17 protein-coding genes are annotated in these 16,221 nt (G+C 71.5%); 9 read left to right on the plus strand and 8 right to left on the minus strand.

Translation table 11 applies throughout. The features are described from left to right. Nucleotides 1-19: 19 nt before the first annotated feature. Complete coding sequence (locus AB0C20_RS22520; protein ID WP_357178929.1) at nucleotides 20-724, minus strand: dihydrofolate reductase family protein; 705 nt, start codon at nucleotides 722-724, stop codon at nucleotides 20-22. A 77-nt stretch (nucleotides 725-801) separates the two neighbouring features. Then, nucleotides 802-1,233: a hypothetical protein gene (locus tag AB0C20_RS22525; protein WP_357178931.1), complete on the minus strand. Its 432-nt coding sequence runs from the start codon at nucleotides 1,231-1,233 to the stop codon at nucleotides 802-804. A 118-nt stretch (nucleotides 1,234-1,351) separates the two neighbouring features. On the opposite strand from AB0C20_RS22525, the gene AB0C20_RS22530 reads away from it, so the two are divergent. Further along, nucleotides 1,352-2,260, plus strand: coding sequence for an LLM class flavin-dependent oxidoreductase (locus AB0C20_RS22530; RefSeq protein ID WP_357178934.1), 909 nt, complete (start codon nucleotides 1,352-1,354; stop codon nucleotides 2,258-2,260). A gap of 32 nt (nucleotides 2,261-2,292) precedes the next feature. Here the strand turns inward: AB0C20_RS22530 and AB0C20_RS22535 are convergent, their stop codons facing one another. Genes AB0C20_RS22535 through AB0C20_RS22545 form a run of 3 tightly spaced genes read right to left on the minus strand, consistent with a single transcriptional unit; the run spans nucleotide 2,293 to nucleotide 4,413 of the window. Next, the gene (locus AB0C20_RS22535) at nucleotides 2,293-2,724 is read right to left on the minus strand and encodes an ASCH domain-containing protein (protein WP_112700111.1); all 432 of its coding nucleotides are present in this window, start codon (nucleotides 2,722-2,724) and stop codon (nucleotides 2,293-2,295) included. Between the two features lie 57 nt (nucleotides 2,725-2,781). Continuing rightward, nucleotides 2,782-3,828: a questin oxidase family protein gene (locus AB0C20_RS22540; protein ID WP_357178938.1), complete on the minus strand. Its 1,047-nt coding sequence runs from the start codon at nucleotides 3,826-3,828 to the stop codon at nucleotides 2,782-2,784. A gap of 33 nt (nucleotides 3,829-3,861) precedes the next feature. Continuing rightward, nucleotides 3,862-4,413, minus strand: a complete 552-nt coding sequence (locus AB0C20_RS22545; protein WP_357178941.1) for a phosphoribosyltransferase family protein — start codon at nucleotides 4,411-4,413, stop codon at nucleotides 3,862-3,864. A 187-nt stretch (nucleotides 4,414-4,600) separates the two neighbouring features. Here AB0C20_RS22545 and AB0C20_RS22550 point away from each other — a divergent pair, with 187 nt between their 5' ends. The 4 genes from AB0C20_RS22550 to AB0C20_RS22565 all read left to right on the plus strand — a co-directional run bounded on the left by AB0C20_RS22550 (nucleotide 4,601) and on the right by AB0C20_RS22565 (nucleotide 8,919). After that, nucleotides 4,601-5,239: a septal ring lytic transglycosylase RlpA family protein gene (locus tag AB0C20_RS22550; protein ID WP_357178945.1), complete on the plus strand. Its 639-nt coding sequence runs from the start codon at nucleotides 4,601-4,603 to the stop codon at nucleotides 5,237-5,239. Nucleotides 5,240-5,343: 104 nt separating this feature from the next. After that, nucleotides 5,344-6,468 carry a PP2C family protein-serine/threonine phosphatase gene (locus tag AB0C20_RS22555; RefSeq protein WP_357179492.1) on the plus strand — a complete coding sequence of 375 codons (1,125 nt, stop codon included), beginning with the start codon at nucleotides 5,344-5,346 and terminating at the stop codon, nucleotides 6,466-6,468. Between the two features lie 129 nt (nucleotides 6,469-6,597). Further along, the gene (locus AB0C20_RS22560; protein ID WP_357178948.1) at nucleotides 6,598-8,454 is read left to right on the plus strand and encodes an acyl-CoA dehydrogenase; all 1,857 of its coding nucleotides are present in this window, start codon (nucleotides 6,598-6,600) and stop codon (nucleotides 8,452-8,454) included. Between the two features lie 195 nt (nucleotides 8,455-8,649). Next, nucleotides 8,650-8,919 (plus strand): DUF6458 family protein, encoded by a 270-nt coding sequence (locus AB0C20_RS22565; RefSeq protein ID WP_030487564.1) that lies wholly within the window; start codon nucleotides 8,650-8,652, stop codon nucleotides 8,917-8,919. A gap of 49 nt (nucleotides 8,920-8,968) precedes the next feature. On the opposite strand, the gene AB0C20_RS22570 is transcribed toward AB0C20_RS22565, so the two are convergent. Next, on the minus strand, nucleotides 8,969-9,508 hold the full coding sequence (locus tag AB0C20_RS22570) for a histidine phosphatase family protein (protein ID WP_357178950.1): 540 nt from the start codon (nucleotides 9,506-9,508) through the stop codon (nucleotides 8,969-8,971). Nucleotides 9,509-9,620: 112 nt separating this feature from the next. Between AB0C20_RS22570 and AB0C20_RS22575 the strand changes: the two genes are divergently transcribed. Further along, complete coding sequence (locus tag AB0C20_RS22575) at nucleotides 9,621-9,908, plus strand: DUF6458 family protein (RefSeq protein ID WP_210783027.1); 288 nt, start codon at nucleotides 9,621-9,623, stop codon at nucleotides 9,906-9,908. A 533-nt stretch (nucleotides 9,909-10,441) separates the two neighbouring features. Here AB0C20_RS22575 and AB0C20_RS22580 read toward each other — a convergent pair. Then, on the minus strand, nucleotides 10,442-11,119 hold the full coding sequence (locus AB0C20_RS22580; RefSeq protein WP_112601190.1) for a hemolysin III family protein: 678 nt from the start codon (nucleotides 11,117-11,119) through the stop codon (nucleotides 10,442-10,444). 107 nt (nucleotides 11,120-11,226) lie between these two features. On the opposite strand from AB0C20_RS22580, the gene AB0C20_RS22585 reads away from it, so the two are divergent. Genes AB0C20_RS22585 through AB0C20_RS22595 form a run of 3 tightly spaced genes read left to right on the plus strand, consistent with a single transcriptional unit; the run spans nucleotide 11,227 to nucleotide 13,590 of the window. Continuing rightward, nucleotides 11,227-11,997 (plus strand): allophanate hydrolase subunit 1, encoded by a 771-nt coding sequence (locus AB0C20_RS22585; protein WP_357568671.1) that lies wholly within the window; start codon nucleotides 11,227-11,229, stop codon nucleotides 11,995-11,997. After that, nucleotides 11,994-12,857, plus strand: coding sequence for a biotin-dependent carboxyltransferase family protein (locus tag AB0C20_RS22590; protein WP_357568672.1), 864 nt, complete (start codon nucleotides 11,994-11,996; stop codon nucleotides 12,855-12,857). The genes AB0C20_RS22585 and AB0C20_RS22590 overlap by 4 nt, the downstream gene beginning before the upstream one ends. Then, entirely contained in the window at nucleotides 12,841-13,590 is a 750-nt protein-coding gene (locus tag AB0C20_RS22595; protein WP_357568673.1) for a 5-oxoprolinase subunit PxpA, read from the plus strand. The genes AB0C20_RS22590 and AB0C20_RS22595 overlap by 17 nt, the downstream gene beginning before the upstream one ends. Nucleotides 13,591-13,649: 59 nt before the next feature. Here the strand turns inward: AB0C20_RS22595 and AB0C20_RS22600 are convergent, their stop codons facing one another. After that, a complete protein-coding gene (locus AB0C20_RS22600) occupies nucleotides 13,650-15,488 on the minus strand; it encodes an NHL domain-containing thioredoxin family protein (protein WP_357568674.1) in 1,839 nt (612 codons plus the stop codon). Nucleotides 15,489-16,221: the final 733 nt, after the last annotated feature.

A 16,221-nucleotide genomic window follows, 5' to 3' on the forward strand; every position in this document is an offset into this window, starting at 1 on the left:
TCCTTCGATGGGCCGTGATTCAGTTCGCGGTCACCGTTGGGCCGCCTCCGCTGCCCCGGTCGTCGAGCACGAGCGGGGCGCGACCGCGCACCGCGTACCGGATGTGGGTCACCTGTGGGGTGGCAAGGACGCGGGTCGGCGTCAGCTCGACCCCTTCCCGGTCGCCCAGGTCGAGGTCCGCGTCGAAGAGTCGCAGGCCGGTGCCAAGCACTACCGGTACGACGTGCAGCTCCAACTCGTCGAGCAGCCCGGCCTTGAGCACCTGCCGCACCAGGCTGCCGCCCCCGGCCACCGCGACATCCTTGCCACCGGCCACCGCGCGCGCCTGCTCGACGGCGCTGACCACGCCGTCGGTGACGTAGGTGAAGCTGGTGCCCCCGCCCTTCACCAGCCGCTGGCGGGGGCGGTGGGTGACGACGAAGACCGGCGCGCGAAACGGCGGCTCCTCACCCCAGGGGATCTCACCTCCGTCGGCCATCCGGCGCCCCATCACGTACGCGCCGGCCGCCCCGAACGACTCGGCGATCACCTCGGAGTTGGTGTCCTGCTCCCCGCCGGCAAAGCCCTGTCGTTCGCGCCAGGCCGCCGCTTCGGTAGCCCACCGGGTGACCCGGAAGAATTTCGCGCTCTCCGCCGAGTCCATCCAGTTGCCGTTCCCGTCGAACTGTGGGCCGGCGTAGAAGCCGTCGACCGACACCGACAGTTGTGCTGTCACCTTCGTCATCGCGCTCTGGTCCTCTCCTCGGGCGACACCCCGCCTGGGTGCCGCTCCCCGAGGGGTCGGAGCCGAAAGCGATGTCCCTACCGGGAAGCAGTGTGACGCGTGCCACTCTCGGGCTCGGTCAGGTACCACGTGCCGGCGTGTTCCGGGTCGCGTGACCAGCGCATCCGGGTCTTCTCCTCCGGGCGGGGGCTCCAGTCCCGGTAGGGCGCGAGGGCCACCCGCCAGGCGATCACCGTGAAGACGTAGATGCCCGGGCCGACCAGCCAGAGCAGGGCGTCGCGCCGGCGATAGGAGGCGTACGGCGCGAGCCACGCGGTCGCCGCCATCGGCACCGCTACCGCGCTGAGGTCGGCCACCGGCCCGCGGCCGAACCGAGACTCGATCAGCTCGCGGAGAATGAGGGACGGGACGACCACCCCGACCAGCAACCCCACCGTGCGGATCATGCGGAGCCGGCGCGCCTGGCGACCCGGGGATACGCGGGCGGCAGCAGCTCCTTCGGTGGGCATCCCCGGAGAGTACGGGCCGGCCGCAGCGGTGGATCTAGGGCTGCCGGTCGGCGAAGGTCGGCTGGCGAAGGTGTTCCGGACGCCGGCCGACCTCTGCTCAGCGGGATGCTGGGGGCGGATGGCCGGCCCGACTAGGGTGGCGATCATGCGGATTGGCATCGTGATCCTGCCGGACCAGCGGTGGGCGGAGTCGCAGCGTCGCTGGCGGCAGGTCGACGAGTGGGGCTTCGACCACGCCTGGACGTACGACCACCTGGGTTGGCGTGACCTGGTCGACGGCCCGTGGTTCGACTCGATGGCCACGCTGACCGCGGCCGCCACTGTGACCTCGCGGATTCGGCTGGGCACCCTCGTGGCGTCGCCGAACTTCCGGCATCCGGCCGCGTTCGCCAGGCAGATCACCACAGTGGACGACGTCTCCGCCGGCCGGCTGCTGCTCGGCCTGGGCGCCGGCGGCATCGGCTTCGACTCGGCGGTGCTGGGTGGTGAGACGCTGCCACCGCGTCAGCGGGTCGACCGGTTCGCCGAGTTCACCGAGTTGTTGGACCTGATCCTGCGGGAGGACGGCACCACCTGGCGTGGCGACTGGTTCGCCGCTGTGGATGCCCGCAACAACCCCGGCTGCGTGCAGCAGCCTCGGGTGCCGTTCGTGGTGGCCGCCAACGGGCCACGGTCGATGCGGTTGGTGGCCCGCTTCGGGCAGGGTTGGGTCACCACCGGCACCGGTGATGACAACGACCTGGCGGGTTGGTGGGGCAGTGTGTCGGCGCTGTCCGCGCGGATGGACCGGACCCTGGACGAGGCCGGCCGCGACAGGGCCAGCCTGGACCGCTACCTCTCGCTGGACGCGGCACCGGTCTTCTCGCTCAGCAGCGCACAGTTCTTCGCCGATCAGGTCGGCCGGGCCGCCGAGTTGGGTTTCACCGACGTGGTGACGCACTGGCCGCGCGCCAGCAGTTGGTACGCCGGTGACGAGGCCATCCTGGTGGACGTGGCGACGCGGTTGCTGCCACAACTACGGGGCTGAGGCCGCCACACCGAGCCGGCTGGGGCGGCCGGTCAGGTGCCGAGGTCGCCGCTGGCCACACCGCCCTCGCCGCCGGAGACCAGGCGGAAGCGCAGGCAGACGATCGGGGTGTCGCCGTCGACCGGGGTGCCGAGCCGCGCCCAGTAGGTCGAGTGCCCGGCCCGCCACTCCTCGATCGAGCGGTCACCCTCGCCCTCGGCGTGGGCGAAGTCCCAGGGCACGTCGGCGAAGCGGACCACCTCGACTCCGGTGATCTCCACGACGCCGGCCAGTGCGTTGTCGTCGTCGACAAGTGCCAGGCGTTCGCCGACGTGCTCCAACTCCTCGCCTTCTTCCGCGTACTCGGCGAGCCGGCCGGCCGTCGCGGTCTTCACACCGGCCAGCACCAGGGTGTTGAGGGTCGACCGCAACTCGCCGGGGGTGCCGAGGGCGAGGGCGCGCAGTTCACCGATCCGAGGCCACATCCTGCCGAGGCTAGGCCAGCGCGGCCCGGGCCGCCGCCGCAATACCCGTCGCCCCGCTCAGATCAGTTGGCCGGCGTAGCCGGGTGCGGTGAGGAGCCGCTCGTCAGCACTGGTCGCGTAGGCGTCGAGGATCGCGTCGGCGAGCTTGACCACGTGCTCGTCGCCGTGGCGGGCCGCGCGGGCGAAGACCTCCGCCGGCGTCGCGGGGGTCACTGTCGGTGGCGCGATGCCGTCGGCTGGGGCGTACACGGAGGTCATGGCCGCCGCCGCGGCCCAGGCCGCGGCGTAGCTCGGCGCCCACAGACCCCTGTCGAGTGCCGGCAGGGTACGCAGCACGGCGGTCGGCGCCGTGACCGCGTGCACCAGCATGACCGGCGCTGCGTGCCCGAAGCGCAGGTAGTCCAGGCCGGCCCGGTGCACCAGCGTGGTGAGCCCACGCTCCGCCTCGGCCGGGCTCCGCGCGGGGCGCAGCTTCGCGAGTGCCGGCTCCCATCGGGGTACGCCCGGCAGCTGGTCCAGCCGATCCCGGACGCCGCCGGTCTGGTCGTCGATCCGGGGCAGCCCGGCCAGCGCAGCCGTCACGTCGATGTCGTCGGTGGCCGGCTGGTCCGAATCGCCGGTGAGCAGCCGGTCGGTGCCGGGGATCGGCTGCCAGCGGGCCGCCCAGTAGCCGAGGGCCTGACCCAACTCGGTGAGCCGCTGTCGGTTCTCGTCGTCCGGGTCGAGCGCGCGTACGGCGTGCCCGACCCGGATCACACCGTGCGTGGCGCCGGCGGCGATGCCCGGCAGTAGCCGGGGCCACCAGGTGCCGAGCACCGCGCGCCACTGGTGTTCGCGCAGTTGCCTGTCGAAGTAGGCCAGCCAGTCACCGGCGCGCTTCGGATCACCCAGCGCCGACCGCCAGTCGTCGATCGGGTGCAGCCCTCGGGGCAACTCGTCGAGGCGGCCGAGGTAGTCGTCGAGCCAACGGTGCACCCGGTGCGGGTGCCCGTGTCGGACCAACGCCTCGACGGCCATCGGCCCGTGGTTGGACAGCCAGCCCTGATATTCCGGGCCGGTGCGGTGCAGCCGCTCGTACGCCTCGTCAAGAATCCCGTCACTCATCCGCCGATCGTCGGTGCTCAACCTCGCTTCAGGTCAAGAGGGCAGATCAGCGGCGTCGATCAGGCCGGTGACCCGTAGGTCGGCAGCGACCTCGGGCGGGCAGTCCACGGCTACCACCGCAGTGCCCAGCACCTCGGCGCCCCGCGCGGCGCAGATGTCGTAGAGGGCGCGTAGCTGCGCGCCGGTACGCACCCAGTCGTCCACCACCAGCACCCGGTCGTCGGGGCCGAGGTGTCGGTTCCGTACGGCGAGGTCGACCCGTCGGCCCCGGTAGTCCGGTGGGCTCTGCGCCCAGGTGAGTGGCCCGGCCGGCAGTCGCCCGTCACCGGGCTTGTGGGCGGCCACGAAGCCGACCCCGAGGGCGGTGGCGGCCAACGGCCCGAGGAGCAGCCCGGTGACGGCCGGCGCGAGCACCACTGTGGGCCGGGCGGTCCGGTACGGCGCCACCAGGGCCGGCCCCAGCTCGGCCAGCACCGCCGGGTCCCGCCACCAACCGGAGATGTCGCTGACCAGGTGACTGATGTCCGGGCCGGGGTCGATCCACTGGAACAGGGCGGCCAGGCGTTCGGTCAGATCGGCGGGCATCCGCTCATCCTCCGGCACGGGGGGTGGGCGTGCCGGCACCCGGGCCACCCGGCCCACCCCGGGTCGGATGATCGGCTACACGTACCTGTGCAAATACGGGCATAGCACCATGATCACGTTGACTTCGGAAGTGCTTCTCTCGTTACGGTCCGACCCGGTTTGTTCAGACGACGAAAGGACCGGGCAGGTGGCAGGCAAGCACTCCCGTACCCGCATCTTCTCCTCCCCGGCGGGCATCGTGGCCACCGCGGCGGTCGGCGTCGCCCTCGCCGTCGGAGGCACCGTAGGTGCCGTGCAGTTGGTCTCCGGCCCCGACCAGTCGGGGCAGGTGGCTCTCGACCTCACCCCGACCACCGCCGCGAGCAGCCTCACCCCCAGCGCCCCGGCCGTCACCCCGAGCGTCAGCGCCTCGCCCAGCGCGACCGCCAGCCCGTCGGCGACCCGGTCGCAGCAGGCCGCCTCTCGGGGCAAGGAGCGCACCGCGTCGCCGAAGCCGAAGCCGAAGCCGACGGTCAAGAAGACCACGGCCGCGGCGAAGGTGCTGGAGAGCGGTTCGTGCGGCGCCTCGTTCTACTCCGACGGGCAGCTCACCGCCAACGGCGAGTCGTTCAACCCCGACGCGCTGACCGCCGCGCACAAGACACTGCCGTTCAACACCAAGGTCCGGGTGACCAACCCGGCCAACGGCAAGTCGGTGACGGTGCGGATCAACGACCGCGGCCCGTTCATCGACGGCCGCTGCCTGGACCTGTCCCGGGCCGCCTTCGCCAGCATCGCCTCGGTCGACGTGGGCGCGCTCACCGTCCGCTACGAGGTCCTCGGCTGAGCGGGGCCGGCGACGCCGATTCGGCCGGCAGACTGGGCCGGCCGGACAGAACCTCCTCGGACGACGGGTCAGGTTCATTCACCGGTTCACGTGGATCAGGCAAACTGTCCCTCGTACCCACGCGACTCCTCCAGTCGGGCCGTCGCCCGCTGAGCCCCGGATCCCGCGCCGGCCTCGGCGCGGCCCTCGTTCTGCTCGCGATCGTGTCGGCGGTGGAGGCGGCGGACGGCCGCAAGGTGCACTACGTCGCGCTCCTGGCGGCCGCGCCGGTACTCGCCGCCGCCCTGGCGTCCTGGCTGGTGGTCCTGGGGGTGGGCGTCGCGGCGACACTGATCGGCACCGGCTTCGCGCTGGTCGCGCCGAAGGTCTCGTTGGCCACCTCGGTCAGCGTTGTCGCGGTCGCGCTCGTCACCGGGATGGCCGTGGCGGTGGCCTGGGTTCGTCAGCGGCAGGCCGAGCGGATCGTGGAGCTGACCAAACTCGCCGCGGTGGCCCAGCAGGCGGTGTTGCGCCCGCTCGGGCCGCAGGTCGGCACGCTCTCGGTAGCGGGACGCTACATCTCCTCCACCGCGACGGCCGAGATCGGCGGCGACCTGTACGAGGCGATCGACACGCCCTACGGCGTCCGCATGATCATCGGTGACGTGCGGGGCAAGGGTCTGGACGCGGTCCGGCTGGCCAGCATCGTCCTCGGCTCCTACCGGCACGTGGCGTACGAGCGGGCCGACCTGCGGGCCGTCGTCGCCGACCTGGACCGCGCGGTGGCCCGCAACGTCGGCGACGAGGACTTCGTCACTGCGGCACTGGTCGAGGAGCGCGGCGGCACCCTCACGATCGTCAACTGCGGGCATCCGCCACCGCTGCTGCTACGCCGGGGTGCGGTGATCCCACTGGAACCACCGGCCCCGGCGCCTCCGCTCGGGTTCATGCCGGTGGTCCGCCCCCGGGTCGAACGCCTGGAGCCCGGGGACCGGCTGCTGCTGTTCACCGACGGTCTCGGCGAGGCGCGGCGGGACGGCGAGTTCTTTCCGACCGCCGACCGGGCCTGGCGACTGCTCGGCCATGGCACTGTCGCCGACGGGCTGGCATCGCTGGAGACCGCCCTGGTCGAGTGGGTGCACGGTCGGCTCGACGACGACATCGCGCTGGTCCTGATGGAGTACGTGGGTGCCCGTACCGGCGCGGCCGTGGCCGTCCCGAGCTGGGAGGTCGGCGCCGCCGAGAGCTGAGCCGGCCGACAGCGCCCGCAGGTGTGTAATCGCTGTCACTTGGGTGATCCGCTTGTCGCTGCCTACCCGCGAGTAATACAGTCGGGGTTACTGATCGGTAACACCTGTCCGGAAGCGGGGCCAGCGAGCATGACCCACTACAAGAGCAACCTCCGGGATCTCGAGTTCAACCTGTTCGAGGTCTTCGGGGCGGACCGGGCGTTCGGCCAGGAGCCGTACTCGGATCTCGACACCGACACCGCCCGCAGCTTCCTCGCTGAGGTCGACCGCCTCGCCCGCGAGGATCTGGCCGCCAGCTACACGGACAGTGACCGTAATCCGCCGGTCTTCGACCCGGCGACGCACACAGCGCCGCTGCCGGAGTCGTTCAAGAAGTCCTACCAGGCATTCATGGACTCCGAGTTCTGGCGCCTGGACCTGCCGCCGGCGCTGGGCGGCACCAACGCGCCGCGCGCCCTCTGGTGGGCGCTCGCCGAGCTGGTGCTCGGCTCGAACGCGCCGGTCTGGATGTACGCCTCCGGCCCGTCCTTCGCGCACGTGCTGCACGTCGAGGGCAACGAGCGGCAGAAGAAGTGGGCCAGGCTCTTCATCGACAAGCAGTGGGGCTCCACGATGGTCCTCACCGAGCCGGATGCCGGCTCGGACGTGGGCGCGGGGCGCACCCGGGCGATCCAGCAGCCCGACGGCACCTGGCACATCGAGGGCGTGAAGCGCTTCATCACCTCGGGTGAGCACGACCTGAGTGACAACATCGTGCACTACGTGCTGGCCCGTCCGGTCGGCGTGGAGGGTGTCGGTGGCCCCGGCACCAAGGGCCTGTCGCTCTTCGTGGTGCCGAAGTTCCACTTCGACGAGACCACCGGCGAGCTGGGCGAGCGCAACGGCGTCTACGCCACCAACGTCGAGCACAAGATGGGCCTGAAGGTCTCCAACACCTGCGAGGTGACCTTCGGCGAGCACGGCGTACCGGCCAAGGGTTGGCTGCTGGGCGACAAGCACGACGGCATCCGACAGATGTTCATGATCATCGAGTACGCCCGGATGATGGTCGGCACCAAGGCCATCGCCACCCTCTCCACCGGTTACCTCAACGCCCTCGAGTACGCGAAGAACCGGGTTCAGGGTGCCGACCTGATCCAGCAGGCGGACAAGACCGCCCCCCGGGTCACCATCACCCACCACCCGGACGTGCGCCGCTCGCTGCTGCTGCAGAAGTCGTACGCCGAGGGTCTTCGCGCTCTGGTCCTCTACACCGCCACCTGGCAGGACAAGGTCGCGCTGGCCGAGGCTGCCGGGGACGAGAAGGCCACCAAGCTGGCCAAGCGGGTCAACGACCTGCTGCTGCCGCTGGTCAAGGGCGTCGGTTCGGAGCGGGCGTACGAGATGCTCGGGCACGAGGCCCTGCAGACCTTCGGCGGCTCCGGGTTCCTCCAGGACTACCCGCTGGAGCAGTACGTCCGCGACGCCAAGATCGACACCCTGTACGAGGGCACCACCGCCATCCAGAGCCTCGACCTGATCTTCCGCAAGATCGTTCGGGACAACGGCAAGGCGCTGCTCGCGGTCTCCGGCGAGATCCAGGAGTTCATCTCCTCCGAGGCGGGCAACGGCCAGCTCAAGGAGGAGCGGCAGGCGCTGGGCAAGGCGCTCGCCGAGATCCAGAACATCCTCGGCGTGCTGACCGGCTGGCTGGGCGAGGCGCAGGGCGGCGACACCCGCGCGCTCTACAAGGTCGGGCTGAGCAGCCGGCGGTTCCTGCTGGCGATCGGCGACCTGGTGGTCGGCTGGCTGCTCCAGCGGCAGGCCGACGTGGCGCTGAAGGCCCTCGCGGGCGAGGTCTCCGCCAGCGACAAGGCGTTCTACACCGGCAAGGTGGCCGCTGCCCGTTTCTTCGCCCGTGAGGTGCTGCCCCGCATCGGCGCCGACCGGCGGATCATCGAGGGCGCCGACCTCGACATCATGGACCTCCCGGAGGAGGCCTTCTAGGTCTTGTGCCGGGTCGCACCACCCGGCACCTGCCACGGCCGGTGGGGCTTCTGCCCCGCCGGCCGTCGCCGTCTCCGTCCGGCGGCGGCACGTATTGGCCGAGCCCGGTCGGGTATGCCGCTGGCGTGGCGGGTAACCGTCGCGTGACCTCGAAAGGGAACGCCCAGAGCCACCGCACGGGGGAGTGCAGCGCACATGGGTGTAGGAAGCGGCATTTTTCTCATCGCCATCGGCGCGATCCTGACCTTCGCGCTGAGGGCCAACGTCTGGTGGATCGACGTACGCGCTGTCGGCTGGGTGTTCATCCTGGCCGGGCTGGCCGTACTGCTGACCACTGTCTGGTTCTGGCAGGACCGGCGCAAGCGGGCTCGAACCCTCATCGTGGAGGAGAACCGGCTGTCTCATCCGACGGCGATGATGCCGCCACCGCCGGACCCGCCGCCACCAACCGCACCGCCGTCCTGATCCCCGCACAACGCGTACCCCTGAGCCACCCGTCGGATCGGCGGGTGGCTCAGTCGCGTGCGGTGTGCCGAGCCGTGAGCGGCGCTCCCGCCCTGCTCAACTCGACCCAGCCGGTCGGGCAGGTGTGCACCGCCAGCTCGGCGGTGCGCAAACCCTCGTCGTCAACTCCCTCGGGGTCCAGGAGCGCCGAAAGCAGCGAGATGCCCGGATTGTGGGCAATGAGTAACGCCGTGCGGGCCGCCGGATCCACAGTGCGGACCAGCGACAACAACTCCTCGGGATGCGCGTCGTACGCACCAGGCTCATAACGGACCGTCGGGCGAGGACCGGTCGGGCCGCCCTCCGGCGGTGAACCGGTCATCCCCATCGCCACCCCGTGCCAGGTCTGCCGGGTGCGTCGGGCCGTCGAGCAGATCACCACGTCGGGCAGCAGTCCCTGGTGCGCCAACCAGGCCCCAGCCGCAGCCGCGTCGGCGGTCCCGCGTGCGCTCAACGGCCGCTCCGCGTCGTCCGCCGCGTCGCTGCCCTGCTCGGCCTTCGCGTGCCGCAGCAACACCAGAGTCCGTGTGTCGGGGTCGGCGTCCGTCATGCCCCCAGCTTGCCCGATTGGCGATCTCTGCGCCTGGGTAAGTCGATGGATGCCGCACCCCTACCGACGGCCGCGGCGCGACGTACGCCAGGTTAGAGCCGAGGAGCGAGACATGGGCATTGGTGGCAGCATTTTCTTGATCGCGTTAGGCGCGATCTTCGCGTTCGCAGTGGAGGCCGACCTGGGCTGGCTGGACCTGGCCGTGGTCGGCTGGGTACTGATGCTCGCCGGCGTCGCCGGTCTGCTCGCCACCCTCTACTTCTGGAACAGCCGCCGCCGACCGGTGGTGGCCGCGCCGGTTCGCGAGGAGCGCGTGGTGGCAGACCGGGTCGTGCCGGTCCAGGACAACCAGGTCATGCAGGAGTACCGCGAGGTGCGTCGGCCGGGCCGACCGGTCTGATCCTCGCCCACAGAATCCGGGGTCCCGCAGCGTCGCGGGGCCCCGGCTCGTGTGTCCGCCCAGTCCGGGTGTGCGCCGGCACCGCCGGGCCCCCGCTACCCCTGCCAAGATCTTCACACTTTCGGGGAAACTGCTGGCTGACGGCGCGCCGAGGCAGCAGTTTCCCCGAAGTTGCGCGGATCTCGGCAGGGGGCCCGATCCCGGGGGCCGCCCTGGAGAGGTGATCGGCCGAAGATCGTGCTCGATCCAGGAGATAGGGCTTTCGGGTGCGAGCGAGGCCACCTCCTTGATCGAGCACGATCATGGCGGCTGCCGCCGTTGCGTGAGTGCCGAGCGGCGTTGCCGGGACCAGGAGGCCGGGGTGCGTTCGCGCCAGGGTGCGTTCGCGCCGAGCTGCGTTCGCTGGGCCGCCTGTGCCCCGGCCGTTCGGGTCGCGCGGCCTGCGTCGTGGCCGGGTCGCGCCCTGCGTCGTGGCCGGCTCGCGGCCTGTGTCGTGGCCGTTCGGGTCGCGCCCTGCGTCTTGGCCGTTCGGGTCAGGCGAACAGCGCGAAGTAGATCGCGATGTGATGACAGAGCGCCGCCAGCAGCGTGCAGGCGTGGAAGAACTCGTGGTGGCCGAAGACGGTCGGCCACGGATTGGGTCGGCGCAACGCGTAGAAGACCGCGCCGACGCTGTAGATCGCGCCGCCGACGATCAGCAGCACCAGTGCTGCGACGCCGCCCCCGTGCAGGATCTCCGGCAGCATGGCCACCGCCACCCAGCCCAGCGCCAGGTAGAGCGGCGCGGACACCCAGCGTGGCGCGTGCGGCCAGATCACCTTGACCGCCACGCCGGCCAGCGCGCCGCCCCAGACCAGGGCCAGCATCACGGTGGCCGGCCGGGGCGCGAGCAACATCGCGCACAGCGGTGTGTACGTGCCGGCGATGAACACGAAGATCATCGAGTGGTCCATCCGGCGCATCACCTGGTAGCCGCGCTCCGACCACACGCGACGGTGGTACAGCGCGCTCGTGCCGAAGAGCCCGCAGACCGTCAGGCTGTAGATGAGGCAGCTCACCAGGGGTGCCCACCCCGGCCGGGTGGCGGCGATCGAGCAGAGCACGATGCCGCAGACCACGGCGACGAAGAAGGCGTACGTGTGTAGCCAGCCGCGCATCCGGGGCTTACCGATGTCGACCGGCTTCAGGCGAAGCGGGGCGGAGGTGGTCACCCAGTTAGGTTACGGCACCGTAGGTTACTTGTAAGTAGTGGCGTTGGTGACACCCGGCACCGTCAACGTGAACACCGGATCGACTCGACATCGGCGAGGATGAGCGAATGCGGATCCGGCCCGTCGGGGCGCACGCCCTGCTACTCGACTGCACCGCCCCCGCCGACACCCCCGAAGCCGTGGCCGACATCCCGGAAGCCGCGCTTGTCGAAGCGTGGCGGGCCGAGCTGTGGCGGCGTCGGGAGCGGGGCGACCTGATCGCTGCGGAGATCGTGCCGGCGGCCCGGACCGTGCTGCTCGACGGCCTGCCCGACCCGACGACCACTGCCGAGCAGCTGACCCGATGGGCGTCCGCCGTCACCGCCGCGACCACCCACCCCAACCAGGCCCACGCCAACGCCAACGCCAATGCCGACGCCGGTGCCGGCGCCAAAGCCCACGCCCAGACCGACGCCGACTCCCATGCCGACTCCAGAGCCGAAGACGGAGCCGACGGCGCGGCGGACGTGGTCGTACCGGTCAGCTTCGACGGGCCGGACCTGCCGGCGGTGGCGGAGCACTGGGGCGTGGACGTGCCGGCAGTGCGGCACCGGTTGACCAGCACCCGGTTCCGGGTCGCCTTCTGCGGCTTCGCCCCCGGATTCCCCTACCTGACCGGGCTGCCCGCCGAGTTGGCGCTGCCCCGGCTGGCCACGCCCCGCCCCCGGGTGCCGGCCGGCTCGGTCGCGTTGGCCGGCCCGTACGCCGGCATCTACCCGGGCGCTTCCCCGGGCGGCTGGCTGCTGGTCGGTCGGACCGACCTGGTGCTGTTCGACGTGGCCGCCGACCCGCCGGCCCGACTCGGTCCGGGCACCACTGTGCGGATGGTGGCGGCGTGACCCACCCGGCCAGCATCGAGGTGCTCCGCGCCGGTGCGCTCACCACAGTGCAGGACCTGGGCCGGCCCGGCTGGGCGCACCTGGGCGTACCCCGGTCCGGCGCCCTCGACCCGGGTGCCCTGCGGTTGGCCAACCGACTGGTAGGCAATCCGGAGCACGCGGCCGGCCTGGAGATCACCCTGACCGGCTGCACACTGCGGCTGACCCGGGCCGCCACGGTGGCGGTCACCGGCGCCGAGGTCCCCGTCCAGGCGGGTGCCCGGCCCGGTGACACGGGACGCCCGCTCACAGTGCCGGCCGGGACGGTGCTGCGGATCGGTCCCGCCCGGCGGGGCGTACGAAGTTGGCTGGCGGTGGCGGGCGGCATCGACGTGTCACCGGTGCTCGGTAGCCGGGCCACCGACACGCTCTCCGGGCTCGGCCCGCCCCGGCTGCGGGACGGTGACCTGCTGCCACTCGGTGATCCGGTCGGCACCCCCGCACCGGTGGACCTGACCGTGTGCCCCACGCCGCCCGAGGAGCTGCACCTGACGCTGGGCCCCGGTCCTCGCGAGGACTGGTTCACGCCGACCGCGTTCGACAGGCTCTTCGGCAGCGCGTACACCGTCAGCCCGGTGAGCAACCGGGTCGGCGCGCGGCTCGCCGGCGCGGCGCTGCCCCGCGCGGTGGCCGGCGAACTTCCCAGCGAGGGCATCGTGCTCGGCGCGGTGCAGGTGCCGGCCGACGGACAACCCCTGATCTTCCTCGCCGACCACCCGACCACCGGTGGATACCCAGTCATCGGGGTGGTCACCGACGTGACCCCGCTCGCGCAGGCCCGCCCAGGTACTACCGTCAGATTCCATGGACCTCAACGCTGACCTGGGCGAGGGATTCGGCATCTGGCGACTCGGCGACGACGAGGCGCTGCTGAGCCTCGTCACCTCCGCAAACGTCGCCTGCGGCTTCCACGGCGGCGACCCGTCCACCATGCGGCGGGTCTGCGAGGGCGCCGCGCGACGCGGGGTCGCGGTGGGCGCGCAGGTCGGCTACCGGGACCTGGCCGGCTTCGGCAGGCGGCACATCGCGTACGACTTCGCCGAGCTACGCGACGAGGTGACCTACCAGTTGGGGGCGCTGGACGCGTTCTGCCGGCTGTTCCGCACCCGGGTCCGCTACCTCAAGCCGCACGGCGCGCTCTACCACGCGGCCAGCACCGACGAGTCCCAGGCGGCAGCGGTGGTCGCCGCCGTCAGCGGTTACGACCCCGAGCTGCCAGTACTCTGCCTTCCCGGCTCGACGCTCGCCCAACTCGCCGTGGGCGCGGGCCTGCCGGTGGTCGCCGAGGCGTTCGCCGACCGCGCCTACCTGCCCAACGGGGCGCTGGTGCCGCGCGGCACCCCCGGCGCGGTGATCACCGACCCCGAGCACATCGCCGAACGGGCGGCGCGGATGGCCACCGAACGCAGCGTGGTGGCGGTCGACGGCACGGTCATCCCGTGCTCGGTCGACTCGATCTGCGTGCACGGCGACACCCCGGGCGCGGTCTCCGCCGCCGAACTCGTCCGCGCCACCCTGATCGACGCCGACATCACACTGGCCCCGTTCGCCTGATCGGAGGGGCCCAGCAGGCCCCTCCGACCACGTCAGGCGTCCAGGCCGCGAAGCACGCGTCAGGCGTCCAGGCCGCGAAGCACCAGCGGCAGCCGGGTCACGGCGCCGTCGACCACCCGGACCGGTACGCCCCAGTCCTGCCGGGTCAGGTGGCACGCCGCGTGCTCGACGTCCGCGTCACAGGTCGCCGCCTGCGCGGTCACCTGAAGCACCCCTGCGGTGACCTCGCCGTTGAGCACCAGCCGACGGGACAGTTCGGTGCCCGTGCCGGCACCGTCCACCAGCAGTTCCGGCGGGGACGCGGAGACCACCAGCCGGGTCGACGGCCCGTACGTCTCGTCCAGCTTCTGCCCCGGTGCCGGGGTGAAGACGATGTCCAGGGTGACCTCGCCGGCGGCGACGTCGGTCGGCTTGCGCTCGGTGCGGCGGCGGGGCCCGTCCACGGTGCTGGCACCCGCCGCCGACAGGGCACCGGGGGCGAGCCGGGTCAACCGGTGCGCGGCGGATTCCACCACCAGCACCTCACCGGACGGGGTGAGCACCAGGTCGCTCGGCTCCGCCAACCCGTCGGCGACTGTGGAGACCTGGTTGCTGGCCGGGTCGAAGCGGCGCACCGCGCCGTTGTACGTGTCCGCGATCAGCACCGAGCCGTCCGGCAGCGCGCACACGCCCAGCGGGTGCTGGAGCAGCGCCGACTCCGCCGGACCGTCCACGTGCCCGAAGTCGAACAGGCCCTGCCCGACGGCGGTGCCCAGCACACCGTTCTCGACGTACCGGACGGCGCTGGACTCGCTGTCGGCCACCCAGAGCCGGGTGCCGTCGGCGGAGACGGAGAGCCCCGACGGTTGGGCCATCCACGCCTCGGCCAGCGGGCCGTCGCGCAGCGCCTCGACAGTGGTGCCGGCGTACATGCCGGCGGTCCGCTTGATCGGGTCGAACCACCAGAGCTGGTGGATGCCGGCCATCGCGATGATCAGCTTGTCGTCGTACCAGGCCAGGTCCCACGGCGACGAGAGGTCTACGGCGAACGCGTCATGGGCGTGGTCGTCGACCTCGGCGCGCCACTGCCGCCCACTGCCGGCCACTGTGACCACCTCGCCGGACTCCAGCCGTACGCCGCGCAGCAGGTGGTTGACAGTGTCGGCCACCACCAGGTCGTAGCCGGCCACCTCGGCGACGTGCGTGGGCAGCAGACACACCCCCTGCGGCTCGGAGAATGTCGCCGCGGCGGCCGGCCCGTCCGCCCGGCCGCGCTCGCCCGAGCCGATCCGACGCACCGGCGTCTCGCCGTCCGGGTCGATCTCGACCAGTGAGTGCCGGGCCGAGTCCGAGACCAGCAGGTTGCCGTTGGGCAGCAGCACCGCCTTACCCGGGAAGCGCAGCGCGGTCTCCGGTGCCGGCGGCGGGACGTACGGGCCGTTCCCCCGGTGCAGGGTGCCCTTCGCCTCGTGGGTGGCGATCAACTCGTCGATCAGTCGGGCCAGCCCCTCGGCGTGCCCCTCGCCGGCCATTGTGGCCACCACGTAACCCTCGGGGTCGATCACCGACAGGGTCGGCCAGGCCCGGGCGGCGTACTGCTGCCACATGTCCAGCTCAGGATCGTCGAGTACGGGGTGGTGCACCCCGTACCGCTCCACGGCGGCGGCGAGGGCGTCGGCGTCCTTCTCGTGCTCGAACTTCGGCGAGTGCACGCCGATCACGACGAGCACGTCGCCGTACTTCTCCTCAAGCGGGCGCAGCTCGTCGAGCACGTGCAGGCAGTTGATACAGCAGAACGTCCAAAAATCGGCAATGACGATCTTGCCGCGAAGGTCGGCGAGCTTCAGTTCGCGCCCACCGGTGTTCAGCCAGCCCCGACCGCGCAGTTCGGGGGCACGTACACGCGCTGTCGTTCCCATGCCTGTCAGCCTGCCACGCCCCGTGGGCCCAGCCGCCGTGACCCGTACGACAAGCGTCCTAGCCTGCGCCGCCTTCGCTGCGGTGACCTACGCGATCTTGCACTTTCTGTCCCGACCCAGGGTGCATTTGGTGCAAAAGAACGACCGAAGCTGCAAGATCGACGGGCCGAGCTGCGAATAGCCTGCTCAGTGGCCGAGCTTCCCAATCTCGCTGATCTCGGTCCCAACAGTGGGACAGGCCCAGACCGCTCGGTCGGCGCGTACCACCGCTGCCAGGGGGTGGCTCTCGGGATGCTGGGGACAGGGCGGCCAGTTGGTGGCACGGCCCAGTGACCACAGTGCCTCCACCGCCCAGTCCTGAACCTGGTCGGCGAGTGTAACGATCTGCGTCACGGCGGGTAGTCCGAGGCCGATCGAGATCCCGTGGCCGGAACCGTCGGAAGCGTAGAGGAAGGCGCTGGCGGTCTGTGGGTCGTCTCGCCACGGTTCATCGCGAAGATCGGGCTACACCCCGCCAGGCTTCCCAAGATCGGACAAGACCGGCTCCAGCGCCGCCGCCAACTCACGTTCCACAACCGGATTGTGCCCGAGATGCCGACAACACCTGCGGGTACGACGACGGCGGGGTCACGGTTGCCCGCCTGGGCCCGTCAACTCGGACTACGCCCACCGCGGCTGTACGACCTCGGCCTACCGCACAACAACTGCGGCGGAGCCTGCGTCCGGGCCGGTA

The organism is Micromonospora sp. NPDC048843, from assembly GCF_040649965.1.
GTDB classification, from domain to species: Bacteria; Actinomycetota; Actinomycetes; order Mycobacteriales; family Micromonosporaceae; genus Micromonospora; species Micromonospora hortensis.

Excerpts from the sequence above, each read along its gene's own strand:
- AB0C20_RS22520 (WP_357178929.1), bottom strand. The coding sequence starts at position 724 with ATGACGAAGGTGACAGCACAACTGTCGGTGTCGGTCGACGGCTTCTAC.
- AB0C20_RS22525 (WP_357178931.1), bottom strand. The coding sequence starts at position 1,233 with ATGCCCACCGAAGGAGCTGCTGCCGCCCGCGTATCCCCGGGTCGCCAG.
- AB0C20_RS22530 (WP_357178934.1), top strand. The coding sequence starts at position 1,352 with ATGGCCGGCCCGACTAGGGTGGCGATCATGCGGATTGGCATCGTGATC.
- AB0C20_RS22535 (WP_112700111.1), bottom strand. The coding sequence starts at position 2,724 with ATGTGGCCTCGGATCGGTGAACTGCGCGCCCTCGCCCTCGGCACCCCC.
- AB0C20_RS22540 (WP_357178938.1), bottom strand. The coding sequence starts at position 3,828 with ATGAGTGACGGGATTCTTGACGAGGCGTACGAGCGGCTGCACCGCACC.
- AB0C20_RS22545 (WP_357178941.1), bottom strand. The coding sequence starts at position 4,413 with ATGCCCGCCGATCTGACCGAACGCCTGGCCGCCCTGTTCCAGTGGATC.
- AB0C20_RS22560 (WP_357178948.1), top strand. The coding sequence starts at position 6,598 with ATGACCCACTACAAGAGCAACCTCCGGGATCTCGAGTTCAACCTGTTC.
- AB0C20_RS22565 (WP_030487564.1), top strand. The coding sequence starts at position 8,650 with ATGGGTGTAGGAAGCGGCATTTTTCTCATCGCCATCGGCGCGATCCTG.
- AB0C20_RS22570 (WP_357178950.1), bottom strand. The coding sequence starts at position 9,508 with ATGACGGACGCCGACCCCGACACACGGACTCTGGTGTTGCTGCGGCAC.
- AB0C20_RS22575 (WP_210783027.1), top strand. The coding sequence starts at position 9,621 with ATGGGCATTGGTGGCAGCATTTTCTTGATCGCGTTAGGCGCGATCTTC.
- AB0C20_RS22585 (WP_357568671.1), top strand. The coding sequence starts at position 11,227 with ATGCGGATCCGGCCCGTCGGGGCGCACGCCCTGCTACTCGACTGCACC.
- AB0C20_RS22595 (WP_357568673.1), top strand. The coding sequence starts at position 12,841 with ATGGACCTCAACGCTGACCTGGGCGAGGGATTCGGCATCTGGCGACTC.
- AB0C20_RS22600 (WP_357568674.1), bottom strand. The coding sequence starts at position 15,488 with ATGGGAACGACAGCGCGTGTACGTGCCCCCGAACTGCGCGGTCGGGGC.